This window comes from Zobellia alginiliquefaciens (assembly GCF_029323795.1).
Classification (GTDB): Bacteria; Bacteroidota; Bacteroidia; order Flavobacteriales; family Flavobacteriaceae; genus Zobellia; species Zobellia alginiliquefaciens.
This window is the reverse complement of the sequence record NZ_CP119758.1, coordinates 1,619,930-1,638,252: the sequence shown is the minus strand read 5'-3', so window position 1 is coordinate 1,638,252 and position 18,323 is coordinate 1,619,930. Positions and strand designations below refer to the sequence as shown.

At 37.7% G+C, this 18,323-nt stretch carries 14 protein-coding genes; 9 read left to right on the top strand and 5 right to left on the bottom strand.

The window, feature by feature from the left end:
• The first annotated feature begins 57 nt into the window (after positions 1 to 57).
• The 6 genes from P0077_RS06975 to P0077_RS06950 all read left to right on the top strand — a co-directional run bounded on the left by P0077_RS06975 (position 58) and on the right by P0077_RS06950 (position 8,773).
• A complete protein-coding gene (locus P0077_RS06975) occupies positions 58 to 1,158 on the top strand; it encodes a glycosyltransferase (protein ID WP_276168408.1) in 1,101 nt (366 codons plus the stop codon).
• A gap of 49 nt (positions 1,159 to 1,207) precedes the next feature.
• On the top strand, positions 1,208 to 2,320 hold the full coding sequence (locus P0077_RS06970; protein WP_276168407.1) for a glycosyltransferase family 4 protein: 1,113 nt from the start codon (positions 1,208 to 1,210) through the stop codon (positions 2,318 to 2,320).
• Between the two features lie 134 nt (positions 2,321 to 2,454).
• Positions 2,455 to 3,378, top strand: coding sequence for a heparin lyase I family protein (locus P0077_RS06965; RefSeq protein WP_276168406.1), 924 nt, complete (start codon positions 2,455 to 2,457; stop codon positions 3,376 to 3,378).
• Positions 3,379 to 3,644: 266 nt separating this feature from the next.
• Positions 3,645 to 4,697, top strand: a complete 1,053-nt coding sequence (locus P0077_RS06960; RefSeq protein WP_276168405.1) for a heparin lyase I family protein — start codon at positions 3,645 to 3,647, stop codon at positions 4,695 to 4,697.
• Between the two features lie 170 nt (positions 4,698 to 4,867).
• Positions 4,868 to 8,056 carry a PKD domain-containing protein gene (locus tag P0077_RS06955; protein ID WP_276168404.1) on the top strand — a complete coding sequence of 1,063 codons (3,189 nt, stop codon included), beginning with the start codon at positions 4,868 to 4,870 and terminating at the stop codon, positions 8,054 to 8,056.
• A 93-nt stretch (positions 8,057 to 8,149) separates the two neighbouring features.
• On the top strand, positions 8,150 to 8,773 hold the full coding sequence (locus P0077_RS06950; RefSeq protein ID WP_276168403.1) for an LbetaH domain-containing protein: 624 nt from the start codon (positions 8,150 to 8,152) through the stop codon (positions 8,771 to 8,773).
• A gap of 58 nt (positions 8,774 to 8,831) precedes the next feature.
• On the opposite strand, the gene P0077_RS06945 is transcribed toward P0077_RS06950, so the two are convergent.
• The 5 genes from P0077_RS06945 to P0077_RS06925 all read right to left on the bottom strand — a co-directional run bounded on the left by P0077_RS06945 (position 8,832) and on the right by P0077_RS06925 (position 14,768).
• Positions 8,832 to 10,109 (bottom strand): hypothetical protein, encoded by a 1,278-nt coding sequence (locus tag P0077_RS06945; RefSeq protein ID WP_276168402.1) that lies wholly within the window; start codon positions 10,107 to 10,109, stop codon positions 8,832 to 8,834.
• A 13-nt stretch (positions 10,110 to 10,122) separates the two neighbouring features.
• Entirely contained in the window at positions 10,123 to 11,187 is a 1,065-nt protein-coding gene (locus tag P0077_RS06940) for a glycosyltransferase family 2 protein (protein ID WP_276168401.1), read from the bottom strand.
• A 272-nt stretch (positions 11,188 to 11,459) separates the two neighbouring features.
• Positions 11,460 to 12,428, bottom strand: a complete 969-nt coding sequence (locus P0077_RS06935) for a polysaccharide deacetylase family protein (protein ID WP_276168400.1) — start codon at positions 12,426 to 12,428, stop codon at positions 11,460 to 11,462.
• 1 nt (position 12,429) lies between these two features.
• The gene (locus P0077_RS06930) at positions 12,430 to 13,764 is read right to left on the bottom strand and encodes an NAD(P)/FAD-dependent oxidoreductase (RefSeq protein WP_276168399.1); all 1,335 of its coding nucleotides are present in this window, start codon (positions 13,762 to 13,764) and stop codon (positions 12,430 to 12,432) included.
• 5 nt (positions 13,765 to 13,769) lie between these two features.
• A complete protein-coding gene (locus tag P0077_RS06925) occupies positions 13,770 to 14,768 on the bottom strand; it encodes an NAD-dependent epimerase/dehydratase family protein (RefSeq protein ID WP_276168398.1) in 999 nt (332 codons plus the stop codon).
• 386 nt (positions 14,769 to 15,154) lie between these two features.
• Between P0077_RS06925 and P0077_RS06920 the strand changes: the two genes are divergently transcribed.
• The 3 genes from P0077_RS06920 (at position 15,155) to P0077_RS06910 (ending at position 18,322) form a co-directional block, all read left to right on the top strand.
• Entirely contained in the window at positions 15,155 to 15,832 is a 678-nt protein-coding gene (locus tag P0077_RS06920) for an NUDIX hydrolase (protein ID WP_194525092.1), read from the top strand.
• Between the two features lie 98 nt (positions 15,833 to 15,930).
• Positions 15,931 to 17,625 (top strand): ribulokinase, encoded by a 1,695-nt coding sequence (locus tag P0077_RS06915; RefSeq protein ID WP_276168397.1) that lies wholly within the window; start codon positions 15,931 to 15,933, stop codon positions 17,623 to 17,625.
• Positions 17,618 to 18,322, top strand: coding sequence for an L-ribulose-5-phosphate 4-epimerase (locus tag P0077_RS06910; protein ID WP_276168396.1), 705 nt, complete (start codon positions 17,618 to 17,620; stop codon positions 18,320 to 18,322). The genes P0077_RS06915 and P0077_RS06910 overlap by 8 nt, the downstream gene beginning before the upstream one ends.
• Position 18,323: the final 1 nt, after the last annotated feature.

The following is an 18,323-nucleotide window of genomic DNA, read 5'->3' as shown; positions in this document are numbered from 1 at the left end:
AGTACGTACTTTAATGTGATTGTAGTTTGAATTAAAAATGTAGTTGACCAATATTGAATGAAAGTATTATTACTTATAGATAGCCTTACCTCCGGAGGCAGGGAGAGAAGGTTGATAGAACTCATAAAAGGATGTAAGGAATATAGAGATGTAGAGCTGTCTTTGGTTACTTTTTCTGATAAAGTGCATTACAAGGAAGTGTTTGAGTTAGGTATTCCTGTAACAATCATGAAAAGAGTACCTAAAAAGAATCCTATGGTTTTTTATAGACTGTATAAATTTTGTAAAAATTATAAGCCTGATGTAATTCATAGTTGGGGTACGATGTCTACTATTTTAGCGATTCCCTCTTCGGTATTGCTGGGCATTAAAATAATCAATGGAAACATAGTTAATGCTACAAAAGATATGGGTTTCTTTGATAAACGCCTTCTTAGGGCTAGACTTACTTTTCCTTTTTCACAGGTAATATTAGGTAATTCAGTGGCGGGTTTGAATGCTTATCAAGTACCGGAGAATAAGCGAGCTTGTATTTATAATGGCTTTGGCAACGAGAGAATTGCAAATTTAAAATTGTCAGAATACGTTAAAAAAGAATTAGGTTTTACTGGACAGAGAATTGTTGGCATGGTGGCAAGCTTTACCGATAAAAAAGATTTCTCAAGTTTTATTAGAGCTGGTTTAATTATTCTTCAAAAACAAACAGATGTTGTTTTCTTGGCTATAGGAGATGGTCCAAATCTTGAAAAATGTAAACAGATGGTTCCTGATCAGTATATTTCCCATTTTGTCTTTACAGGTGTTAGAAACGACGTTGAATCATTGGTAAATATTTTTGATGTTGGGGTTTTGGCTACGAATACCGATGTGCATGGTGAGGGTATTTCAAATTCAATTCTTGAATATATGGCTTTGGGTAAACCCGTGGTGGCCACTACAGGCGGCGGAACCAATGAAATCGTTACTGATGGCAAAACTGGATTTTTAATCCCTAATAAGTCACCAGAAATTCTGGCAGATAAGGTAATGTACTTGTTAAATAATCCCGATGAAGCCTCAAAGATGGGAGATGAGAGTAAGAATAGAATTGAAAGGACATTTAGTTTACGGAAAATGACTTCAGCATATTATCAGCTCTATCAAGGTGTATTAAAGTAAATATTCAAAAACTAATAATTCAATCATAAAAGATTTGAAATCTTTAACTATGGCAGTGAAGAAAAAAATAGCTTTTTTTGGGATTAAATATTTTCCTTCTAGAGGGGGCACAAGCCGCGTTGCTGAGAATATGATTCTTAATTTGGTGAATGAGTATGATGTTACGGTCTATTGTTATAAAAATGAAAAGGCTAAAGGTCATATTAAGGGTGTGGAGGTAATAGAGTTTCCTGAAATTAAACTGGGTAGTTTAGGAGTACTTATCTATTATTGGTTGTGTTGCTTTCATATTAGAACAAGAGGAAAATATGATATAGTTCACGCACATAAAATTGACAGCTTCTTTTTTCTAAACACGCTCAGTAAGCATGCTAAAGTTATTGCTACTGCTCATGAGGCTCCTTATAAGAGAGATAAGTGGGGTAAAATTGCTAAATGGTTCTTTAAAATTTCAGAAAAAAGATTTTTAAATTTTTCAGGAGTCAAAACCGCTATTTCAAAGCCATTATGTGAGTTTTATAGGGACAATGCGGGAGTAGATGTTCAATTTATACCCAATGGTATTAATTTGCTGGAAAAGGTGGATTATAAAGCGGTAGATAGCTTTTGGCCAAAAACCTTAGGCACTAAAGAACCTTTTGTACTATTTGCTGCACGTAGGATTATGGGGACCAAAGGTCTGCATACTATGCTCAAAGCTTATAAAAAGTTAAATTATACTGGAATTATTCTTGTGGCGGGAGAGCTAGATAATTACCCAAATTATATCAAACAAATAAAAGAGCTGGATAAAGGGTTGAATGTTCACTATTTGGGTTTTGTAAGCCCGTTATCTACTTTATTGGCGTTGGTTGAACGTAGCGAGTATTTTGTTTTTCCGTCTGAAACGGAAGGAATGTCTATTATGTTACTTGAGGTTGCGAGTGCCGGTAAACCAATAATTGCAAGTGATATACCAGAGAACACCCAGGTCTTTACAGACGAAGATGTGCTTTATTTTGAAAATAAGAATGTTGATGATTTAGCTGAAAAGATAACATGGGCTGAAAATCATCGAGAAGATTTTGAATTACGTGGCAAAAATGCCAAAATTAAGGTGGAAGATCATTATACTTGGGACAAAGTAACTCGGGAGTATAGCGAGATATATGAAAATATTTAGTAGTTCCACATTAATTTTAACGTCTATGCAAATTGTCTTAATTTCATGGGCTTAACCTACTCCTATTGATGAGATATTTTTCGTTTTCTCAAGTTTTTTATACCGTAATAGGATGTTTTACTGTGATTATTTTCATGGGATATTTATCGGTTGATGATTTATTCCCTTCTAGTACTCTATCTAAAATACCGGAAAAACGTGATGGTCAAAGTAATAGATATCAAGATTGCATATCTAAGGGTGGTAGCGCCAAACAAACGGGTCTAAAAGAGTGGTGTTGGCAAGATGTTGATTTACCCACCTATTCAGGAAAGAAGGGGGCAACTTTAATACAGAATCAACTAAGTATTAATTCTGAGTGTTCTGAGGGTCAAATAACTGTTCAAGACAAGATGCTGAAATTTCGAGTGGAACCAACTAATCCTCAACCCCGGGATTGGTGTTCTAATGAATATAATTTTCGTGCAGAGTTGAGCACCTCGCCGTGGCCGGTAAACCATGAAAAGGGTACGGAAGAATGGTTTGGTTGGACCTATACTTTTGGCGATGATTATATAGTTGACTCAAAAATTCCTTGGCTTTTTTTTCAGGTGCATGAGGGCACAGTGGGTTTACCTCCATTAGTGGCGCTTTGGTGTATGAACGAAAATGGACCGGGTAGTGGAAAGGTTGGCGAAATCCATGTTGTGAATAATGCGGAAAGGTATAAAAACAAATATTTTCCTACAGGTGTGACACCTGTTGCTGGACAAACTATCTCTGTAGTGGTTCATATAGTATATGGCGATGCTTTTAATGGATTATTGCAGGTATGGATAAATGGCAATATGGTACACGATCGTAAGGCTAGAACTGTTCGCGCTTCAAATGAAGTTGGGGGAAATGCCAAATGGGGAATCTATAAATGGCGATGGTCTAAAGAAAACGGGGTTCGTCAATCCGCTCAACAGAATATTCATCATTTAGAAACTTATCTTGGTCCGTTAAAAATCGTTACGCGAAAAGCTAACGATTTAGAATATGGTAAAAGTGCATATTCACTTGTTTCTCCGGAATAAATATTAAAATATTCTTCTCCTTTCGTAATACTCATTTTTTCTAGTTTTACCCTTTGTATAGCGTGCTTTTTATCGATTCTGTTTTAAAAACACTAGATTTTCAACGTATAGTTTAATGTAGTCGTACTAAACTTATGTAACTGTCGTTAGGGTTAGAAGTGGTAAGACAAATCTCAATTGAAGTTTGTACTAAAGGCATTAAGAAATGAAATTGACAATACCTCTACCATGTAAACTAGAATTATAAATAAGTATCTCATTAGGTGATGACCTACCAAAACCTATATGAGATTTATGAGAACATTATGAAAGTCCCAAATATTACTATTTTGTACCTTACGGTATTTGCAATGATTTCTTGCGGAAAAGATAATTTAAACCTTGAGGAAAATGAGAGCGTCGCTGGGCTTCAAAAAACAGTGGAAATCAGAGACAGTAGTGAAGGCAATGATCTGGTGGCTAGCGAATCGGAAAAGGCAAGTGTGGAAATTGAATGTGTGACAAATGGGGCAATGGCTAATGAGTTAGGTTTAAAGACATGGTGTTGGGAAGATGCCTCTATTCCTGATTATTCAGAAAAGAAAGGGGTTTTGTTCAGTAATGGCCAAATGAAAGTCGATTCAGAATGTTATGAAAAGCAAGTGACTATAGAAGATGGTCGAGTCAAGTTTAGTTTAAATCCAACTTTTCCCGTAGTAGAAGATTGGTGTTCTCGAGATTTTAACATGCGCGCTGAAATAAGCACGCAGCCATGGAGGGTTGATCATCCAAAAGGTACGGAAGAATGGTTTGGATGGAGTTATACATTTGGGTCAGATTATATAATTGATAAAAATAATCAATGGCTTTTTTTTCAGGTTCATCCGGGTATTGTAGGTGAATCTCCTCAAACAGAGTTGATGGTTGTTAAGGAAGGGCAAATGAACGGTCATGATGCGGGAGAAATTTTCGTCATCAACGCTGCCAATGGTAAGGATTACCATCCAACAGGTATTATACCAACGGCCGGAGAAACCTTTAATATAGTTGTACACGCTATTTGGGGAGATGAATCAAACGGTCTTTTGCAGGTGTGGATTAACGAAAAGATCGTTTATGATAAACAAGTGCCAACGGTGTATTCGGCCTACCCATGGGGCGGTAATGCTAAATGGGGTATCTACAAATGGCCTTGGGCAGAAGCTAGTGGTGTTGAGAAATCTCACGATCAAGGCATCACGCATCTTGAGACTTTTATGGGGTCATTAAAAATGATAACTAGAGAACCTAGTAACCCGGATTATGGTAAAGATTCATACGCAATTGTTTCTCCAAAATAGCGTTTTCCTATACTTTTAGCCAAGGTTGTTCTTTTGTATAGAATTCGTATTTGGGTTTTTTGTGCATTTCATCGATTTTTTGTGGTTTACGTCGGCTATTTCCGGTTAAATCTGCGTATATAGCGGCGTAGTTATTTTGCAAAAGTAGAATTACCCGTATAGAACCACTTATGAAATTATTCCCCAAAAAGACTTTGGTTTACACTACCTCTTTTATAGTGTCCACGTTTTTAATCAATTTGTCGTGCAATAAGGATGTTGATGCTTTGCGCGATACTGTTCTAGATTCAGCTCTTCCAGTCATTGATAAAGAATCTGAAAACTTGGCCGAAGTGGTTGTAGAGGAAGTTGAGTTGCCCAGTGAAATGGATAGTTTGGACGTAGCTGATGCAATAGAGATGGAAAATAGAACAGCTATTTTCTACCCGGTTCATGATGCGTATATTCAAAATGGTATAGGTTATAATGAGGCATTAATTAGGCTGCAAGAAGAGCGTAGAACGAGTTATTTAATGTTTGACCTTAGTCCAATAGATTCTATTGGTGGAATTATTTTAAGTGCCAGTTTAGAATTTGTCATCAGTAAAGATGATGGTAACGGTGAAATAGACGTTTTTCAAGGACATTCAAATGATTGGACGGAGACTGAACTTTCAGAAAAATCGGCACCTGAAACCGGCATACAGATTGGGGCTATTAATCAAGAATATAGAATAAACAATACTGTGTCTATAGATTTGGACACAACATATATAGAACCATCACTTTCAACTTTAGTTCTGGATCATAAAGACGGAGATGACCTAGCCTTTTCAGCCAAAGAAGACACAAGTAGCAAGGGTAGTGCATTAGTGATTCAATATAATGCACCAGTAGATTCTGGCCCTATAAGCTTTGTTGAACCTGATGTTATAGTTGATGAAGAGCTTTCGGAAAACGAGCCTATAGAGGAAGTTACAGGAGAAGAGGTGTCAACAGAAGAAGAAGTCATTGAGAAGATTGTTGAGGAAGGGTTAGAAGAGGAAGAAGAGACTGGAGAGATAGTAGGGGAAGAGCCAGCTGAAGAAGAAGTTATAGAGGAAGAGGCTGCTGAGGAAAGTACTAAAGAGAAAGAAAAGACTGAAGAGGATGAAACTACAGAAGAAGAAGTTGTTGTAGATGTTTCTGATACCGAACCTGTAACTACTCCTGAGGAAATTAAAAATTCAGCGCCGATAGCTATATTAGATGCTACTCCATTAAGTGGAAATGTCCCTTTACAAGTTACTTTCATAGGAAATAATTCTACTGACGATGTTTCTGTTGTTAATTACAGTTGGAATTTCAAAAATGGTAAAACTTCTAATGAAGCGAATCCTACTTTTACATTTGATGAGGCGGGAAGTTATGATGTGGAATTAACGGTTAAAGACGAAAAAGGACTTAGTGATAGTAAGTCAGTTACAATTACGGTCAAGGCTAAAGATAACGAAGCTCCAATTGCAAAACTGACGGCCAACTTAACTGGTGGTTCTGCGCCGCTCAAAGTAAACTTCGATGGTAGTAGCTCTACAGATGATCAAAAAGTCATAAAATATTCATGGGATTTTAAAGATGGGTCATCCTCAAATGATATAGAGCCAACCCACACTTTTGAAGAAAAAGGTGTTTATGACGTTGAGCTTACTGTTGAAGATGAAAGCGGACTGACTCATAAAAATGTTATTTCAATAGATGTAACGGCTGAGCAAGACGAAGTACCAGTTGCAAGGGCAAGTGCCTCTAAAACATCCGGTATCATTCCTCTAGAAGTGGATTTTACATCAACGAATTCTACAGATGATAATAGTATATCTTCTTACGCATGGAATTTTAAAGACGGCAATTCATCAGATAAGGCTAGTGCTTCACATACTTTTGAATCAGCAGGTGAATATTTGGTAGAACTTACCGTTACAGATAGCGAAGGGCAGAATAATAAAACTACAATTGCTATTAGGGCAGAAGCACCGACCAACGAAGCTCCTTCCGCTAAGATAACGACTAATTCAAAAAATGGAACAGCTCCGCTTTTAGTTAATTTTACAAGTAGCAGTTCAACAGATGATAATGGTATTACTAAATATGAGTGGAACTTTAAAGACGGTTCTTTATCTGATCAAAGAAATGTCCAACACACTTTTAATGAGCCAGGAACTTATAATGTTGAGCTAAGGGTCGAAGATGAAAAAGGTCTTAGTGACACGGAAACTACAACTATTCAGGTTGAAGCAAGACAAAACGAAGCACCCATTGCGAAGGCATCTGCTAGCAGACTTTCTGGTGATGCCCCGCTTACAGTGAATTTTAAGGGAAGTGATTCTTCCGATGATTTAGCTATTACTAATTATTATTGGGATTTTGCGGGAGGGTCTTCTTCTCAGGCAGACACGAGTTATACCTTTAACAATCCAGGGGTTTATAATGTTAGTTTTACGGTGACAGATGAGAGTGGTTTGGCAAATACAGATAACCTTACGATTACTGTCAACCAAGCACAAATTGGGAATATTGACTGTAGTACCGGAGGCGGTATGGCAAATGAATCGGGAGCTAAAATATGGTGCTGGAATAACGTTTCGATTCCTGATTACTCAGAGATGAATGGTCCTCCCATCAGTAACGGAGAACTTAAAATAGATTCAGAATGTTATGAAAAACAGGTAACACAGGAAGGGAGTCGTTTGAAATTTCGTGTGGATCCTACCAATCCTAGAACAGAAAATTGGTGTTCTAGAGATTTTAACATGAGGGCAGAAATCAGCACGTTACCTTGGAAAGTAAAACAACCAAAAGGAACGGAGGAGTGGTTTGGTTGGGACTATACTTTTGGAAATGATTATAAAATCGATAAGAACAATCAGTGGCTCTTTTTTCAAGTACACCCCGGTGTAACCGGTGAATCTCCTCACACAGAATTAATGATTATAAAAGACGGTCAGATGATAGGCCATGATGCTGGTGAAATATATGTTATCAATGCAGCTAATGGTAAGGATTATCATCCTACAGGTATAACGCCAAGAGCGGGCCAAAAATTAAAAATAGTGGTACATGCTATTTGGGGCGACTCATCAAATGGGCATCTGCAAGTTTGGATAAACGGCAACAAAGTGTATGATAAACAGGTGGCAACGGTCTATTCACGTTATCCTTGGGGAGGGAATGCCAAATGGGGTATTTATAAATGGCCATGGGCCCATGCTGATGGCGTTCAGAAATCTTTAAGTCAAGGGGTGAATCATGTGGAAACCTATATGGGTACTCTAAGAATAATTACAAGAAAACCAGGTGATCCCAATTATGGTTCTGATGCTTATTCTTTGGTGGCTTCAGACTAAGACGGTAAATTAAAAGTGGTAATTTGAAAGGGTAGGTTTTTTGTATACACAAAGAACGTAGTTATTTTAGCTTTAGTTAACCAAAATTTATAAATGATTACATCAAAAAAGGAACTTTTATTTTATATAAAAGCAGATCGCATTATAGCCGGAGTTACTCCTATAAGGGGTGTTAAGGAGCGCTTAAAGGAGTTAATAAGTCCTAACTATACTCTGAGTTACCTTAAAGCTATGCGTTATGTGGCTTATTTTGTAAATATCAAGAAAAGAGGGACTTTGTCATATTACTATCATCTCATAAGGTTTAATCGGCTTGGTGCGAAACTTGGTTTTAGTATTGGCTATAATGCTTTTGGTTATGGTCTCCTTATCCCTCACTATGGAACAATTGTGGTTAATTCTGACACTCAAGCTGGTAATTATTGTGTGTTACATACCTCTACGTGTATAGGTGGGGCGGGTAAAGTTGTAGGTAATGGTTTATATTTGGCCTCAGGTGCTCAAATCATGGGGGGGGGTATTATTTTGGGAAATAATGTATCAGTTGCAGCAAGTTCAATGGTTAATAGGTCTTTTGAAGATTCAAATATACTTCTAGCTGGTTTACCAGCCGTTCTAAAAAAGAGTTCGTTACCATGGTATAATCGGGATGGTGAAGTATATAGTAAAAGAGTGGAACGAATAGAATTACTTAAAAAGGATTTGAAATTAAATTAGAGCGCATTGCTTTGACGGAACAAAGTGCAAAACTTACTTACTATAATCTAGGGGACGCTTAATTTACTTTTATTTTTATAATATTCATGTATATATAACTGAAAAACAAAATTAGCGTTGGTGCCATTATAAGGGCATGTCGCCCTCTTGCATCTAGCAAAATGATTCCGCCGGCATAAATCAGGCTAAAAACCATCAATGATTGAATTGCGAAAGGAAATGTTTTTCTAGTTATAAAAAATGGATATATGCTGAGGATCCATAAAAAAGTTAAAACTGCATTTGGAAGCATAAAACCAAAAGTGTTAATGCTCTGTGCTCTATAGGAAAAGGGGTAGTGAAATGCAAACCGTCCAATATTTGTAAGAGTGTTTTTTAGATATTTAACCGGATGTTCCTTCATGTTTCTAATAGCGGCAGCTTTAAAAACACTATCTCTTTCAATATGACTCATATTTTCGATTGACATATAAAATTCGCGGTGGTTTTTAGAGAGCTCAGTTAAATCTTCGTAAACGCCAGAGGAAGGTATGTAGTCTGGGTTCTGCCCGTTAAGTATATCTTCTCTAGAGAACCAGCTGCCAAATTCGTTTTCAAATGGAGTAGATCTGTGATAAAGAATCTCTCCACCACCGGTGCCCACATAGAGGGGTTTTCCTGTTAGAGTGTAAGCATAGAACAAATAGGGGGTTATGAATAAAAAACCACACCCCAGAACCAAAAGTGATATTTTAACCTCATTGTTTCGTTTCCAAATAGAAATAATTCCTAAAAAGAAAAGACTTGCCAAGATAACTTGAAGGTAGATTATTTTAGTGAGCACCAACAGACCTAGATATGCTGCGGCTATGAGTATGTCTTTCCAATCATAATGTTTTACAAGTGTAGCCTTACAGTAATGATAGGCCATTCCGCAAAAAGTCAAATAAGTTAAAGGTTCTGAGTACAATAAAGGGGTATATCGTATAATTGGGGGATAAAGCCCAAGCATATATACAAAAAGGAGAGCAAGCTTGTTTTTGGTAAAAAGGTCTATCGTTTTTTTAAAATAGACCAGAGCCAAAAAGAGTAAGAGTGCGTTTAAAAGTTTTGGTAAAATAAGGTCCGTGCCAATTGCAATGAATGGAGCAAGAATCATAGGGTAACCTGGTCCATTTCTAAAACTGGGATTGTCGGAACTCTCATAGAACCCTTTAGTAATGTTTTGGGCATAATGGTAATGTCTACTTTCGTCACCAAAAAAATCATTGTTAGAAAATAAAAGAACCACTATAATATAGACTCCTAACAAAGGAAGTAGTTGAATTATATTTTTGGGGAACAATATTTTAAGCATAGAATATGGGGGGCTATATTTTTTTAGTTTTTTTAAGTATCTCAGAGTTTAGATGAAACAATTCATCAAAATACCGTTTCTTTTGCAGCGAAATAAACCCCAAACTTAATAATTGAATGGAGATTATCATAGCGGTACCGCCAACAATAAAAGAATAGGGGCGTTCGGCAAATACTTTAGATATGGCTAGTGCAAATCTATGTCCGAAACCATTAGCAGTCTCCATCGTCATGGGGTAATATTGAATCGCGTCAATCATAATCCACAAAATCATGTAAAAGGAGGGTAGAAAAATAAGGAGCCCAAAAATCCAAAAGAACATATACGGTCTGAACATAAAGCTATTGGCCAACCCATTAAATATGCCCATAACAATGCGTAAACTTGAGGTGCGTGTCTTGCCAAGCTTTTGTTGTTCGGACCAATCTAGATGTGCTGGTATTTCTATAACTCTGGCTCTTAAAATATAGGCTTTCAATAAAATCTCGGTATTAATGTCAAAAGTACTGGATTTTGTATTTAGTGATCGAATAAATTCCCCATTATATGCACGCACCATGCCTGTAAAAGTATAGATGTTCAGCCTAGAGGCTTTTCGCATCATAAAGTTTACGGTTTTACTCAATAATAACCTTAAACCGGGGACTGCGGTATTTTTTCCACCTTTCATGTAGGGGGAGGCTATAACCACATCAGCTTGTGTAGTCTCTATTTCGGACAAAAGCTTTTCAATGTGGTCGGGAGAATAGCTTAGGTCAATATCTAATACAATTACGTAATCTCCTTTACTGTGTTGAAAACCCGTCCTTAGCGCTGTACCTAAATTTCTGTTCACGATATGATGATAAGCTCTTAGATTATCAATAGAATTCGCAAGTGAATCAGCAATAGCTTTTGTGTTGTCCGTGCTACCATCGTTTATTATAAGTACTTCCCAAGAATATAAATCAGCGAGTTTGGAAAAATAATCATATAGAAGGGAGACATTCTTTTCAATTATGGCTTCTTCATTAAAGGCAGGTAAAACTATGGATACTAAGGGCTTTGTTCTACCGTTCTTATTGGTTGTCTGTATCATTTTTTCAGGAGGTTTGGTAATGATAGATGTTTAGAATGAAGATAGGCAATCGTTAATATGCCCAGCCAAATAGGTATTTGTATCAACTTATTATACCTAATTTTTTGTGATATAAAAAGTTCGATTTTTCAAAATTATAAAATTAAAATACGGTTTGAACATTAATAGAGTTAAACCGAGTTTAAGTTAGGACGAAGTGTTATGGCTACGTCTTCAATATGTTTTAAAATAAAGATTTAGGTTTTTGTACCACTCCAGTCTGGTAGGAAGGACTAACCGTTAGGTACATCCATAATTTTGAGATTTCCTTTTTGAATAATGTTTTCCACATGCCCGTTCATATCCGTTAAGGTAAAATGCTTACCTAATTTTTTCATCACTTTTTTGAATAGGAACACTTTTCGTTCGCTTGAGACATTCATTCCTGGAAAAAATGCAAGACTGGTTATCTGGTCGCCACCAATTAAATCTAAAGGGTGTAATAAAAAGCTAGGTTGAGTCTTCGTTATTTTACAAAGAAAAATTGCAATATTGAGATACAACATCATCAAATGGATTGAGATGTTGCTTATGTAAATAAGGTAGCTGAGGTGAAAGGGTATTCTGAATATAGGCATCGTAGTTACCGGCAATTCTAACAACTTTTGGTTCTTTTTGGTTTTCCAGAAATAAGGCTTCAGCTTTTTGAATCCATCGGAAAACTTACCAAAAATCTCTTTGCGGTCTTCCTTTTCTTCTTTAGAAAGGTTGGAGGTGCTAAAGTAATATAGTCTCGCTAATGGGCCTATTACTGTAGGAAGGGTAGATGCATCATAAACATACCCTTTGTCAGCAAGAACTTCAAGTAAAGTTGCACTCCAGCTAAACCCAGGGCCTCTAAATCCATTTGGAGCCTTGCCAGTCACTTTTTCGATAATATCATGAGCTGTATCAATTTCTTTCTCCATTTCTTCTCGTGAATAGAGGTGCAGCCATGTTTCATGTACGAAAGAGTGGTTCCCAATGTCATGACCTGCATCGGCAATATCCCTTAAGTATTTATGGTTTTTCTCAAAAGCCGCATCTTGGCCAACGATAAAAAAAGTAATTTTTAGATTCAGTTCATCCAAAACTTTTAGAACATGGGGAACAAAAATATCTAGATAAGAGGGGTAGGTTTCCCATCCCTCTTCTCCATGTATTTTCATGTACGACCATTGGTTGTCCATGTCTAACGAAAGACTCAAAAAAGGCTTACTCATGCTATTTGACCACGTTTTTCTCTGAAGCGGACTTAATTTCTTTTTCAAAACCCTTCATGAACTTGTCCACATGGGTGACTACCGAGTTATTGTTAACCGATTCACTTACAAATTGGGAAGTGTTCAAAACGTAAAAATCAGGATGAGGTGTTTTTACTTTAGGTACAATTTCAGAATAATTAAGTACTTGCATAGGTTGAACTTTGAACGCTCTATGCACATGAGATGAAATTATATCGGCTTCATCAAAATCAGGGTAAAGGTATTTGACACCTTCTAAGAAAGTAGCTGTGATTTCTTCGTCTGTTTTTGACCAAAGCTCACCGTCATGACTAATGTATTTTGGAAAATACGTAATGTGTTGGTTGGCCGTTTCTTCAAGATCTACAAGAGAACTCATGCCAATTACGCCAGTAAAGGGAGTATCATTGTCGCCTATATTCAGAACGTAAAACGGTGTTATTGGCTTTTTTGTAATTAGGATAAGACAAATTGCGCCAAGATAATCAATAGGCTTGCTGCTTTTTGAAATATCATAGAGCTCGGGTGAGGTTACTTTTTCCATCACATTTAACGGAGAGGTGAAAACCACCTTATCAAAATGTTCTGTATTTCCGTTATAGGTAACATTGATTCCTCCCTCAGCATTTTCTGCAATATGTTCTACTTGGCTATTCAGTAACATATTTGAGCCAGCTTGGGTCAGATTTTCTTCAAGACGGTCAAAAATAGTCTTGTAACCGCCGTTAACGTAAGCCATATGTTCTTTTTTGGCAGCCGAGCTACGTGCCTTGAAAAGGCGCTTGATATAGGTCCAAATAAATACGGCAGAAACCCTTTTGTGATTTTCCCCTAATTTGGCGTGTAACATTGGAGCCCAAAACTTATCGTATGTTTTTTTACCACCAAGTTTGATTAGCCAATCTGTAACGTGAATTTTTTCAAGTGATTTCCAATCATCTGTTCTAGCACCCTTTAATATGGTGTAGGCTAACCTCATTTTGTCTATGGGGCCAAGAAGGGGGAAAAGTAAAAACTCAAAAGAACTACTTACAGAGTGGAACTTTTTGTTTTCATAAAAACCTGTAAGTGAACGGCGCCATTGTATTTGGTCTCCTAGGCCTATCTCGTTTAGAAAGTCAATAAGGTCTGTATCGGTGGGTGTTATGGCATGGTAATATTTGTCCCATGTAAAATCACCGTAATTGTGATATGTAGAGAGCCCGCCGGGTAGAGCATCCTGTTCTATTACTTTAACTGTTGCTTTGGTTGAGGCGGTTATTCTTTGAGCTAAAACAAGACCCATTAAACCTCCTCCAACGATTGCTATTTTCATATAAACTATACTTTTTGCAAAGAAACACTTTTCTGCCAATTAAAAGTAATGCGTAGACCTTCTTCCAAGGAAGTCTGGGCTTTTATACCTAGTATTCGCTCAGCTTTTGTATTGTCCGGTACACGTCTCATTACATCTTGATATTTTCTGCCAGCTGATATTTCGTTATACGGAATCAACTTTACTTCGGAAGTGGTTGGTTCGTCAGATATTCTCTTTAGCATATTGGCGAGCTCAAGAATAGTAATTTCTTCGTTAGCACCAATGTTGAATATTTCACCGTTTGCTTCTGGCTTCATTGTAGCGGCATAAATACCGGCTACGGTGTCTTCAACGAACGTGAAGGTCCGTGTCTGAAGTCCATCTCCATGAATAGGTATCTCCTTGTTGTTTAAAATACAGTCTATGAAAACGGATTGTGGGCCTCCCCACCAAGATAGGTTTTGGTTGGGACCGTACGATCCAAAGAACCTTAAAATGACAACCGGAAAATCATAGTCTTCCATGTAAGCCAATGCTAAATGTTCATCAAAAAGTTTTGAAACGGCATAAGCCCAACGTGGTACTTTTGAGTCTCCAATAAGGCAATTCCCATCTTCCTTAAAAGGAATATCAGGGCTCATGCCATAGACATCGGAAGTAGAAGCTAAAACAAATTTACATTTGAGTTTTTTAGCAAGCTCCAACATGTTTTCGCTTCCTTTGGAGTTTATTTTTAATGTATCTACTGCGTTACCATATCTTGGTATCTTAAAAGCGGCCAAGTGCACAATAACATCAAAGTCATCATCTAGGTTGTTAATTAGATTTGTATCTAAAACATCGCCTTTAACGAAGGTAAAGTTTTTGTTGTTAAGGTTGTCCTGAATGTTTTCGAGCATCCCCATGGATAAATTATCCAGGCCTACAACTTCATGCCCTTCTTTTAAACATTTGGTCAAATAGTTAGAGCCTAAAAAACCGGCAACACCGGTGACGAGAATTTTTTTTCTCTCTGTAATCATATGGTTAGGTTTGATTTGTAATCGAATTTGGTATTAGTTTTGGGGGCACAAGATACCCCAATAAAACAGGTTTTTAAAATCGGTTTTCCGTGTTTGATGGATAAAATCAGGGCTTATATCGAAAATTTCGTAGGAGATAATTTTTGGTAGGCTGTTTTGCCGAAATACCGATGGTTAATACCTCTTTTTATCAATTTCAGGTGTAAATTCCTTAAACATGTAAAATATTGACTTTCAGTGGTTAATAATTTGTGAGTTTTTGTTTTATTTTAGATGTGGAGGAAGTATAGTTCTCATTATAAATATTTGAAAATGTTACTCATACACTTATAACCGGATTCTTTGCGTATTTTTGAGAAAACCGTTAACTATAGTTTTAATTTAAGATGGACAGAACATATAAGGATATACAGCAAATTACTCTTGCGGTAGATTGTATCATTTTCGGATTTAATGATAATAGGCTCGAAGTACTTTTGGTACATAGGGGCTTTGAGCCAGAAAAGGACAGATGGTCACTTATGGGCGGGTTTGTTGGTAATCATGAAGATTTAGATGACGCTGCAAATAGAGTGCTAAAAGACCTTTCGGGTTTGGAAGATGTATATATGGAGCAGGTCAGAACTTTCGGCCAGGCTCATCGTGACCCCTATGAACGCGTAGTATCTACTACGTACAGTGCTTTGATTCTTAAGAAAAAGTACAATGAAGAGTTAATTGAGGAATTCCGTGCTAAGTGGTTTCCTATAGATGAGCTTCCTGATTTAATCTTTGATCACAAAGAAATGGTAGAGTCTGCCATTCGGCGTCTGCAGAGAAGAGTACGTACGTTTCCAATCGTATTTAACTTGCTTCCTGAAAAATTCACTTTACCGCAATTGCAAAAGCTGTATGAGGGTATTTTTCAAGAGGAAATGGATAAAAGAAATTTCAGAAAGAAACTGGCTACAATGGATTTTTTAATAAAGTTGAACGAAAAGGATATGTCCGAGTCTAAAAAGGGAGCGTTTTTATATCGATTTGACGAAAAAAAGTATAACAAAACAAAAAACTTTACAATTTAGTCAATAAGTGTTTTTGAAACACTTGTAAAAAGTTCTATATTAGTTTCTTTTACAGGATGTTTTGGTAAAACGGACCTAAATTTTTAAAGTTTATACACATGAAATCACAAATTGCCTATAGCTTAGGCTTGGATTTTGGTTCGGATTCCGTCCGGGCTCTTTTGGTCCATACACAAACGGGGGAAGAGCTGTCCACGGCGGTTCATTATTATGCACGTTGGAAAAAAGGGGAATTTTGTGATCCTTCCGAAAATCGGTTTAGACAACACCCGTTAGATTATATAGAGGGCATTGAATCTACAATCAAATCTGTAGTAAGTGAAGTTGGTGCTGAAGTGGCCAAGCAAATTGTTAGTATAGGTGTGGATACCACGGGGAGTACTCCGGTGGCGGTTGATGCGCAAGGAACTCCTTTGGCATTGTTGGAAGAGTTTAAAGAGAACCCTAACGCCATGTTTGTTCTGTGGAAAGACCATACGGGTATTCAAGAGGCCAAAGAAATAAATGAGTTGTGTGCCCAATGGGATGTTGATTATTCGCAATACGAAGGTGGAATTTATTCTTCTGAGTGGTTTTGGAGTAAAATATTACACGTGTCAAGAACGGATGCGGCGGTTCACAAAGCGGCCTATTCTTGGGTAGAGCATTGTGATTGGATTCCTTTTTTATTGACAGGTGGTAACGATGTGCATAATATGAAGCGAAGCCGATGTGCTGCTGGACATAAGGCGCTTTGGCATGAAAGCTTTGGTGGTTTGCCTTCCAATGATTTTTTGACAACTTTGGACCCGCTTTTAGACGGACTACGAAATCGACTTTTTACAAAAACATATACTTCCGATGTTTCGGTGGGGAATTTAAGTGCAGAATGGTCTGAGCGATTGGGGCTTCCTGAATCTACAGTAGTTTCCGTGGGTGCTTTTGATGCCCACATGGGTGCCGTTGGAGCAAAAACGGAACCGTATTTCCTAACCAAAATTATGGGTACCTCCACTTGTGATATTCTTGTCGCTCCAATGGACGGGGAAGAGAAACTGGTCAAAGGTATATGCGGACAAGTAGATGGTTCCGTTATTCCACAAATGCTGGGGCTGGAAGCAGGGCAGTCGGCTTTTGGCGATATCTATGCATGGTACAGTCGAGTTTTGGAGTGGCCTATAAAAGAACTGATTTCAAAATCGGACCTCATTGATGAGGATACGAAACAAAAGCTGATTGCCGAAGCATTGAAAAACTTAATTCCGGAACTTAGTAATGCCGCAAGCAAGGAACCGATTGGTGCTTCGGGTGAGTTGGCGTTGGATTGGATGAACGGACGGCGGACTCCGGATGCCAATCAGAATTTAAAAGGCGTTATTTCCGGTATAAACCTAGGGAGTACATCGCCTAAAATATTCAGGGCATTGGTAGAAGCTTCTTGTTTTGGCGCGAAGAAAATCGTGGACCGTTTTTTATCAGAAGGAATACCAATAAAAGGAGTCATTGCTTTGGGTGGAGTGGCTAAAAAATCGCCGTTTATAATGCAAATGATGGCCGATGTGCTGAAAATGCCCATAAAAGTGGTGGCATCTGAACAGGCTTGCGCTTTGGGGGCAGCTGTTTTTGGAGCCGTTGCAGCCAAGGTGTATAACAATGTTCCTGAAGCTATGGACCAAATGGGAAGTTCTTTTGAAACTATTTATGAGCCAAACCAAGTACATGCAGAAGCGTATACCATAGTTTATGACAATTATAGTCGGTTATGCGAAACGATGGAAACACATATCATGAACCAAACCAAAAAAAATGGGTAAATACAAATCACTAAAGGAAGAGGCCTACGAGGCCAATATGCAGTTGCCGGAACTGGGTCTAGTGTTGTTCACTTTTGGAAATGCAAGTGCTGTGGATAGGGATAAAGGTGTTTTTGCCATAAAGCCAAGTGGAGTGCCGTATGCCAAGTTGAAGGTTGACGATATCGTTATCTGCGATTTTGATGCGAAGATTGTTGAGGGTAAAATGAGACCTTCATCCGATACTAAAACCCATGCCGTTCTTTACAAGGAATGGGATAAAATAGGCGGAGTAGTACACACGCATTCAACTTATGGTACGGCATGGGCACAAGCTATAAAGGATATTCCTATCTTCGGGACCACTCATGCGGATCATTTAATTGCTGATATTCCCTGTGCTCCACCTATGAAAGATGAATATATTGAGGGCGATTATGAGCATATGACAGGATATCAGATTATAGATTGCCTAAAAGAAAGAGGGCTGGACTATAACGAAATTGGTATGGTACTCGTGGGTAGCCATGCTCCATTTACTTGGGGAGTTACTGCAGCAAAGGCTGTGTACAACAGTGCGGTCTGCGAAGAAGTTGCGAAAATGGCTCATTTAACGCTTCAGATAAATCCCAATGCTACTCCGTTAAAGGAAGCTTTGAAAAAGAAGCATTTTGAACGTAAGCATGGCAAAGATGCCTATTATGGGCAAGGGTGTTAGC